This window comes from Corallococcus sp. CA041A (assembly GCF_003612075.1).
Taxonomy (GTDB): Bacteria; Myxococcota; Myxococcia; order Myxococcales; family Myxococcaceae; genus Corallococcus; species Corallococcus exiguus.
Genome location: NZ_RAWF01000344.1, coordinates 1 through 8,914, shown reverse-complemented (window position 1 = coordinate 8,914; position 8,914 = coordinate 1). Strand labels below are relative to the sequence as shown.

The 8,914-nt window shown below is 71.9% G+C and carries 6 protein-coding genes; 2 read left to right on the top strand and 4 right to left on the bottom strand.

Annotated features, from left to right (window positions below; translation table 11 throughout):
* Nucleotides 1-235: 235 nt before the first annotated feature.
* On the top strand, nucleotides 236-1,678 hold the full coding sequence (locus D7V77_RS37815; RefSeq protein WP_233597480.1) for a Sapep family Mn(2+)-dependent dipeptidase: 1,443 nt from the start codon (nucleotides 236-238) through the stop codon (nucleotides 1,676-1,678).
* A 7-nt stretch (nucleotides 1,679-1,685) separates the two neighbouring features.
* Here the strand turns inward: D7V77_RS37815 and D7V77_RS37810 are convergent, their stop codons facing one another.
* Nucleotides 1,686-3,740 (bottom strand): ATP-binding protein, encoded by a 2,055-nt coding sequence (locus tag D7V77_RS37810; RefSeq protein WP_120581095.1) that lies wholly within the window; start codon nucleotides 3,738-3,740, stop codon nucleotides 1,686-1,688.
* A gap of 243 nt (nucleotides 3,741-3,983) precedes the next feature.
* On the opposite strand from D7V77_RS37810, the gene D7V77_RS37805 reads away from it, so the two are divergent.
* Entirely contained in the window at nucleotides 3,984-4,946 is a 963-nt protein-coding gene (locus tag D7V77_RS37805; protein WP_120581094.1) for an ornithine cyclodeaminase family protein, read from the top strand.
* A 24-nt stretch (nucleotides 4,947-4,970) separates the two neighbouring features.
* On the opposite strand, the gene D7V77_RS37800 is transcribed toward D7V77_RS37805, so the two are convergent.
* From D7V77_RS37800 to D7V77_RS37790, 3 genes are all read right to left on the bottom strand, one after another.
* Nucleotides 4,971-6,158: a tetratricopeptide repeat protein gene (locus D7V77_RS37800; protein WP_120581093.1), complete on the bottom strand. Its 1,188-nt coding sequence runs from the start codon at nucleotides 6,156-6,158 to the stop codon at nucleotides 4,971-4,973.
* A 123-nt stretch (nucleotides 6,159-6,281) separates the two neighbouring features.
* Complete coding sequence (locus tag D7V77_RS37795) at nucleotides 6,282-7,220, bottom strand: hypothetical protein (RefSeq protein ID WP_120581092.1); 939 nt, start codon at nucleotides 7,218-7,220, stop codon at nucleotides 6,282-6,284.
* Nucleotides 7,221-7,337: 117 nt separating this feature from the next.
* Nucleotides 7,338-8,914: FAD-binding oxidoreductase (locus D7V77_RS37790; RefSeq protein ID WP_233597479.1), on the bottom strand; the 1,577-nt coding region annotated here is incomplete at its 5' end.

The window sequence follows — 8,914 nt, the reverse complement described above, 5'->3', positions numbered from 1 at the left end:
GTACGGCACTATCCCTCACAGTGTTTATTTTTTTTTTTCAAGCAGAAGACGGCATACGAGGTAGGCTCCGGTCTCGTGGGCTCGGAGATGTGTATAGGAGACAGCCGCCAAGGACCCGCGCTGCGCCGGCAAGCCCGCCGCCCGCGCCGCCCGCTTCTCCGACACCGCCCTGAAGGGCGCCTCCGCCGCGGAGCGTTACGCCGCCTACGTCCAGGCCTGTGCACTGGAGGACGTGGTGGCCCTCACCCAGACGCTCGTCCGCTTCAAGACGGTGAGCAGCGAGGCCCCCGCCGCGAAGAACCCGGAGGTGGCCGCCATGGGCCGCGCCCTGGAGGCGTGGGCGAAGCAGCACGGCTTCGGCTTCCGCACCGTGGGCGACAACGACGTCTTCGAGCTGTCCTGGGGTGAAGGCGAGCCGCTGCTGGGGCTCGTGTTCCATGGCGACGTCGTCCCCGCGCCCGCCCATGAGTGGAAGCGCGCCCCCTTCAAGCCGGTGGTGGAGAAGGGCCGCCTGTATGGCCGCGGCGTGGAGGACGACAAGGGCCCCATCGCCTCCGGGCTCGTCGCGCTGGCCATGGCGAAGGACCTGGGCCTCAAGCCCCAGGGCAAGGTGCTGATCATCATCGGCAACGGCGAGGAGAGCGACTGGTCCGGCATGAAGAACTACGCGGACACGCAGCCCAAGCCCACGCACGTCATCTCCGTGGACTCCGGCTACCCGGTGATGGCCGCGCAGTCCGGCTTCGTCGCGTGGACGCTGGAGGCGCCCGTGGGCGCGGCCCTCGCCACGCCGAAGGAGGGCACCGTCGCGCGCGCCGTGGACGTGAGCGCGGGCGAGTTCCTCACCCAGGTGCCCGGCACCGCCACGCTGAAGCTCACGCCCGTGAAGGGCCAGACGCCGGAGACGGTGCTCGCCGCCGTGAAGGCCGCCATCGCCCAGGAGTCCCCCTCCCGCAAGGACCTGAAGGCCGACGCGAAGCGCGAGGGCAACACCGTGGTGCTCACCGCCCACGGCGTGGCGGTGCACTCGTCCACCGCGGACGAGGGCCACAACGCGCTCTGGGACCTGTCCGCCGTGGCCTCGCGTCTGTCACTGGAGGACAACGGCATCGCGGCGCTGCTGCGCGTGGTGTCGAAGCGCTTCGACGGCGACCACCACGGCGAGAAGCTGGGGCTGAAGTACCAGGACGCGCTGATGGGCCCGCTGCTCGTGGCGCCCACCGTGCTGCGCGTGAAGGACGGCACCGTGTCCCTGGGCGTCAACATGCGCCGGCCGCAGGGCCAGGACGCGGCGGCCTTCAACGCGTCGCTGGACGCCGCCGCGAAGCGCGTGGGCGAGGACTCCGGTGGCCAGGTGAAGGAGGGCTCCGGCCGCTACCTGGGCGACCCGCACGTGGCGGACACGTCCGGCCCGCTGGTGAAGACGCTGATGGACATCTACCAGCGGCAGCGCAAGGCGCCGGACGCGGTGCCCGGCTCCATCCGCGGCGGCACCTACGCGCGGCTGTTCCCTCGCGCCGTGGACTTCGGGCCCGCGTTCCCCAACGAGCCCTACACCGGCCACGCCCCGGATGAATCCATCGCGCTGGAGACGCTGGACCTGAGCACGCGCATGCTCGCGGAGGCCGTGCACACGCTCGCCATCGCGCCCGCGTCCGAGGTGAAGGCCGCGCCGTGATGCCAGCTCACGGCTCCAGGTAGCCCGGGGGCAGGGGGACGCGGGGCCAGCGCACGGTGAAGGTCGTGCCCTGGCCCAGCGAGGTCTCCACGCGGACGGTGCCCTGGTGCACGTGGATGATCTCACTCACGATGTAGAGCCCGAGCCCCAGGCTGCGCTGCTTGCCGCCCTGCTCCGGCGTGCTGGACGGCTTGAATGGGTCGAACAGGTGCGGCAGCAGCTCCGGGGGGATGGGCTCGCCCTCGTTGCGCACCCGCATCACCACGTCCGTGGCCTCACCCGTGAGCGTGGTGATGACGGGCGAGTCGTTCTTCGCGTGTTGCAGCGCGTTCACCACCAGGTTGCCCAGCACCTGCGTCACGCGGTCCGGGTCCCAGTCCCCCCACAGGTCGTCCCCGTGCGCCTCCAGCAGGAGGGGCCGCTCCGGGTAGACGACTTGCAGCTCCTCCAGCATCCCCTGGCACAGCTCCTCCATGTTCACGTGCTGACGTGCCACCGGGATGCCCCCGCCCAGGCGGCTGCGCGCGAAGTCGAGGATGTCGTTGATCATCCGCGTCATCCGCGCCGTGGCCTTGCGGATGCGATCCACGGAGCGGCGCGAGGGCGTGTCCAGCTCCGGAAGCTTGCCCAGCATGAAGGCCGACGCGTTCACCGCGTGCAGGGGGTTGCGCAGGTCGTGGCCCAGGACGGCGATGAGCTCCTCGCGGAAGTCGATGGACTGCTGGAGCGCGTCCTCCGCGCGCTTGAGGTCGGTGATGTCCACCACCGTGCTGCCCACGCCGAGCAGCGCGCCGTCCGGGGTGCGCACCGGGAAGTAGTCCGCGCGCCAGACGCCCGCGCGGCCCCGCACCGGATCCGGTCCTTCGAGGAGCACGTCCTGCACGGGCCGCCCGGTCTCCAGCACCTGCCGCAGCGCCCGCTCGATGGGGGCCACGGCGCCGATGCGGACCATCTCATGCAGCGTGCGGCCCCGGTGGTCCTCCACGGGCTTGTTGTTGAGCCGCGCCAGCGTGCCGTTGATGCGCAGGTAGCGCAGGTCCTGGTCCAGGAACGCGATGCCCACGGGCGCCGCGTCCAGCAGCGAGTCCAGCAGCGCCAGCGACCGCTCGGCCTCCTGGCGTGCCTCGTGTTCACGCGCGTGCAGCTCCGTCTGGGCGATGTGCGCGGACGCCCGCTCCGCGACGGCGTGGAAGAGCAGTACGTCCGCGTCGGAGAAGGCGAAGGCCGTGCGCGAGCCCATGTACGCCATGCCCAGCAGCCGCTCGCCGTCCATGAGCGGCAGGCCATACAACGCGCGCAGCCCCGCGCGGCGCAGTGGCCCCAAGAGGACGCGCGGGTCGGTGGCGGCCGAGCGGACGAAGAAGGGCCGCCGCTCCAACGCCGCCAGCCCGCTCACGCCCTGGCCCACCGGCACGCGCAGGCCCTTCACCTCGTCCGTGCCCAGGCCCACCGCGGCGCGCACCACCAGCGCGTCGTCCTCCCGCAGCATCACCGCCGCGGTGTTCACGGTGAGCGCGGACTCCATCAGCCGGGTGAGCAGGCGCTCCAGGAGCGTCTCCATGTCCGGGTCGTCCAGCGTCGCCTCGGACATGCGGTCCAGCGTCTGGAGGATGCGCTGCTTCATGTCCCAGAAGAACGTCATCGTCCGGGTGACCACCCGGTCGAGCGTCTCCTCCAGCCGCGTGAGGTCGCCGGGCCGCAGCCGCTGCTCCAGCGTCTCCAGCCGGTGGAGGATGCAGCGGCGCAGCAGCGCGTACTCCTGCGCCACCTCGCCCAGGTTGAAGCCCGCGTCGATCCGGGCCGCGGCGTGCGCCGCCTCCATGCGTTCGTCCAGCGCCTCCGGCCCCAGCTCCATCGCATCCGCCAGCGCGGTGAGCAGCTCCGGCATGTGGTCGATGAGCCAGGGAGGGCGGGCGGCGTCCTTGCCGCCCAGGTCCCGCATCACCGCCTGCTGCCATTCCGTCAGCAGCGTGTCGTGGTTCGCGCGCAGGAACTCCGCCGCGGAGGGGCGAGGCCCGCTGCGCGCATGCTCGTCCACGGAGTGTGAATCCGGCTCCTGCATCACCCGTCTCCCCGGGCCCCTCGCCCGGTCGCGCCGCCCCTCGCGAAAAGTCTGCGCATGGTGCCCCCGGCGTGCTTCGCCCCCGCGTCGGATGGAGACGCGCCACGAGCCCTCGGCCGCTGGTTCCGGGCCGGGCCTCGGACGCACCGCCCGGCGCGCCGTTCACCTTCGTGCGCTCGGCCAGCCCTGGGGACGTTCGCGCCCCAGGGCATGCGCATGCTCGGGTAGGGTGGCCGTCAAAGCATGCCCACCCTCCTGCTCAACCGCTCCGCCGTGGCCCGCAACATCCAGGCGCTCCTGCTCCTGGACGACCTGCGCGAGGCCTTCCGCACCGACGTCCTGGCCCGCACGGTGGCCCCGCAGCGCGTGCGCGCGCCGCTGCACTCGTTGGGCACCGCGCTGGTGCTCTTCCCCGGCTGCGTGCCCGGCATCCCCGCGTACACGGTGAAGGTGCACGCGAAGTTCCCCGCGCAGAAGCCCGCCATCCAGGGCGTGGTGCACCTGCACGACCTGGTGACGGGAGGGCTGCTCGCGGTGATGGACTCCGGCCACCTCACCGCCGTGCGCACCGGCGTGGTGGGCGCGCTGGCCGCGGACGTGCTGGCCCGGCCGGACGCCACGCGCGTGGCGGTGATTGGCGCCGGCCGCCAGGGCGTGCTCCAGCTCAAGCAGCTGCGGCTGGTGCGCACGCTCAGCCAGGTGCGCGTCTACGACACCAACATCGCGCACGCGAACGCCTACGCGCAGCGCATGTACCAGGAGCTGAACCTGCCCGTGCGCGTGGAGACGTCCGTGGCGGAGGCCGTCGCGGACGCGGACATCGTGGTGACGGCGACGTGGAGCCACCAGCCCTTCCTGCACGCGGGCATGGTGCAGCCGGGCACGCACATCACCGCGCTGGGCGCGGACGAGCCGGGCAAGGCGGAGCTGTCCCAGGACCTGCTCGAGCAATCGCTGTTCGTCTGCGACCACCGCGGCTTGAGCGTCTCCACTGGCGCGGCGGGCGCGGTGGGGCTCACGGAGGCCGCCATCCACGCGGAGCTGGGCGAGGTCCTCGCGGGCCTCAAGCCCGGGCGCACGTCCCAGGAGCAGGTGACGGTGTTCGCCGGGGTGGGCCTGCCCTTCCAGGACCTGGCCACCGCCTGGCACGTGTACCAGTCGGCGACCGGCGACGAGGACGTGCCCACGCTCGACTTCAACGAGTAGCGCGGGCCGTCCGTCCGGCCTTCTTCAGGCCTTGGACAGCGTCTGCGAGAGGCGCACGGCCTCCTCGTGCAGGTCGGTGTCCTCCGCCAGCGGCATGGCGAGCACCTTCTGCACCAGCTCCTTGGCCTTCTGCTCCTGGCCCAGGCGCGCCTGCGCGAGCGCCAGGTTGAGCAGCGGCTCCGGGCGGTCCGGGGCGCGGCGCACGGCCTCCTCCAGCACCGTCACCGCGCGCGGCAGGTGCGCGTTCGCCGGCTCCGAGGGGACGCGCAGCAGCAGCTGGCCCAGGTTGTTCGCCGCGCGCCAGCCGTCCGGCGCCAGGCCCATGCCCTGCTCGTACGCGGCGATGGCCTTGTCGTACGCGGGCGGCTCCTGCGACTCGAAGCAGGTGGCCTCCGCCATCTTCAGCGACTCGCTGGCGACGCCCAGCGACGCCATGGTCTGGCACAGGTGCCGGGCCTGTTCGATTTGACCGCGCGCCAGCATCAGCTGCGCCAGGTTCGCCTGGGCGTCCGCGTCCTTCGGGCGCTGGGCCGCGAGCGCGGAGGCCGCCTGGTAGGACGTGCGCAGGTCGCGCAGCGCCATGGACAGCACCGTCACGGATGCGAGCATGCGCGGCTGGTTGGGCACCGCCTTGAGGCCCTGCTCCAGCACCTTGCGCGCGTCCACCAGCTTCTCCTGGGCGGACAGCGCGTGCGACAGGCTCAGGTACGCGGGCACGAAGCGCGGCGCCAGCGTGAGGACCTCGCGCAGCGTGGCGAGGCCGGCGTCCGTCTGGCCCGCCTCCAGCTGCACCTGACCCAGCCGGTAGCGGAACACCGGGTTCTGGGGCGCCGCCTTCGCGGCCTGGGACAGGGCCTCCAGCGCCTGGGGCGCCTTGTCCTGTTTGATCAGCATCATGCCCTTGCCGAAGTGAGCCTCGGCGCGGTTGGGCTCCACCGCGAGCACGCCCTGGTAGGCCTTGAGGGCGGCGTCGAGCTGGCCCTTCTGGGCGGCGATGTTCGCGCGCACCAGGCCGGTCTCCGCCGTGGCGCCCTGGGCCTCCGCCTTGGCGAGCAGTCCTTCCGCCTGGGGCACCTTGTTCTCCACCAGCGCCAGCTTGGCCATCACCACCAGCGCGTCGCGGTGGTTGGGGTTCTTCGCGAGGAGCTTCTCGGCCTCGGCCTTGGCCTGGGCCACCTGACCCTGCGCGAGAAGGGTTTCCAGAGAGTTCATGATGGAAAGTGTCCCCCAGGGGGCGGGGGCTGTCGAGCAACGGGGAAAAAGGAAGGGCCTCGCCCGGATGGACGAGGCCCTGGGAAGAGCTTCAGGTGGGAGGCGGCCGGACGGGGCCCGCGACTACCACTTGCTCAGCGCGTCCTTGATGCCTTCACCGACGTTCTTGATGCCCTCGCCGACGTTCTTGATGCCCTCGCCGACGTTCTGCACCGCGTTGCCCACGCCCTCGACGGCGGCCTTGGCGGCGTCGCCGACCTTGCCCACGTCGACGGAGAAGCCGAACTCCACGCTGGCGCCGATGCCCAGCGCCGCGCCCACGTCGAAGTTGGCGGACAGCTTGCCGTCCTTCAGGCCGACGTTGGCCTCGAACTCCACGCCGATGCCGGCGAAGGCTTCCGCGCCGGCAGTGACGGTCGCGGGGCCAATCTCCTGGGTGACTTCCGCGCTGGCGCGGGCGCCGGCGAAGGCCTCACCGTGCACGGAGGCAGCGGCCTGGCCGTGCAGCGGGTCCAGCACCACCTGGCCCGTGGCGGTCGCCTCGGCGCCCACGTTGCCCTCCGCGCCCCACTCGGTGCGGCCCACGGCGCTGTCCACGTGGCCTTCCACGGAGCCGCGCACCAGGTCCGCCTTCACGTCGACGGAGCCCTCGGCGCCAATCTTGCCGTGCAGCGGGTCGATGGAGACGTTGCCCTGCGCGGACACGTCCGCCGTCAGCGCCTGGCCTTCCACGGTGTTGTGGAAGTTGCCGTTCACGTCACCGGAGGTGTGGGAGCCGGAAGCCGCGGTCCAGTTCTTGTTCCACTCACCGGAGGCGACGGTCTGGTCGAAGCGGCTGGTCTCCAGCTGCTTCTGGATGTCCGTCGTGGTGTTGGGGTTGGCCTGGTTGCTGGTGGTGACGCGGTTGCCCTGCACGCCACGGTTCAGGTCGATGGTCGCCTCGCCCTGGGCCCGGTTCTGCGTCTGGGCCTGCACCTCGCGGCGCACCTGCGTCCCGTTGGCCGGAGCGGGCGTCGTGGGGTTCCGGAACACGGGGCGGTAGCGGTTGGTCTCGATGGCCATGGAAGGGGGCTCCGGCGGGCGCGATGCGCGGTGGGAAATCTTGTGACTTGAGAGAGTATCGGGGGCGCACCCGAGAAAGTTTCCGCTCCTCTTTTTTCTTTCTGATCCGCCGCGCCCTCAGGGCTCGGATCTCCCGGGAGCCAGGATTCCCTCTGGGTCGAACGCCGCCTTCAGCCGCTTTCGCACCTCCGCGGAGTCGTCCCGCACGGGCGGTGCGGCGTCCTGCGCCTGGAGTCCGGCTCGGGTCAGGTGGTACCCCGCGTCCGCCAGTTCGCGAGAGAGGGCGCGGTAGCAGGCCTGGGCGCGGGCGTCCTCGCCGCGGACGTCCCGGTCATACGCGAGCGCCGTGACCAGGTAGACGCAGCGCGGGGAGTGGGCGAGGAGCGCGAGGTTGGGTTCGAACCCGAAGAGGCGGGGGACGCGGTCGGCGATGTCCGTGGCGCGCTTCGCCTCCGGGCCGGTGAAGGGGACGGCGACGGAGCACCAGATGAAGCCGCAGCGGTCGCGGTCCGGGTGCGGGTCCTCCGGCTTGGGCGTGCGCTTGCGCCAGTAGGCCATGGCGAGGTTGGTTTCGGTGGGGACGCCCTGGAGCGTGCCCTCGCCGAAGGGGGCCACCGGGCCGAAGGACAGGGGGCGGAAGGCGCCTTCCACGGCGCGTGCGAGCCGCTTCTCCAAGAGGGCGCCCATCTCCGCGTCCGGGGCGATGAGGGTGCCGCTGATGGCCCAGCGGCCAAAGCCCTCGCGGAGCTTCTCGCGGGCCCAGTCCGGTAGCGGCGCGCGGCCCACGGAGGGGTAGGGGAACTGCTGGGTGATGCTGTAGGCCTTGATGTCGTTCCAGAAGAAGAAGCTGCCCTTGAGCGTGCCATCCAGGGCCAGGGCCTGGAGCCGGTCCACCATGTCCCAGAGCTGGGCGTCGTCGTTCACGGCGCAGAAGAAGTCGCGCAGCCAGGGCTGCTTGCGCGCCAGCCAGAACGTCATCCGCGTCACCACGCCCAGTGACGACTGGCTGAAGAGGCCGTCCAGCACCGGGCCCAGGCCCCAGCGGAACACCGGGGCGGAGCGGGCGCCGGGGAAGCGCGCGTGGCCCGTCTCCACGCGCTCGCCCGTGGGGAGCACGGCCTCCAGCGCGCACACGTGCTGGAAGATGTCCGCGTTGGGACCGGCCCCGTCACCGCGCTCCAGCGCGTTGCCCACCATGCTCGCGTCCGGCGACCCGCCGATGGTGGTGATGAACGTGGAGGAGCCCTTGTCTCGCAGGTACTCGTAGGCCTGGCGGAACGTCACGCCGGGCTCCACGGTGAGGTACGCGAGCTGTTCGTCGTGCGCGAGGATGCGGTTCATCCGCCCCAGGTCCAGCAGCACGCTGCCGTCGCCGGGAGGCACGCGCGAGCCGTAGCCCCAGTTGCGGCCGGCGCTCACCGGGTACACCGGCACGCGGTGCTCGCTGGCGATGCGCAGGCACGCCTGCACCTGCGCCGTGTCCGCCGGCCGCACGATGGCGGGGATGCGCTGGGTGGTGGCGAAGGTGGCCGTTTCCGCGGCCTCCAGCGCTTCGGTGTCCAGGATGACGTGTGCTTCGCCCACGGCCTCCCGCCACGCGGCCAGGGCCGCTCGCAGGTCACCGGGGTGGGTGGGGGCCTTCGCTTCGGTCTCGCTCACGGGGCCGCAGTATGCCCGCGCGGGCGTCCCCCCGC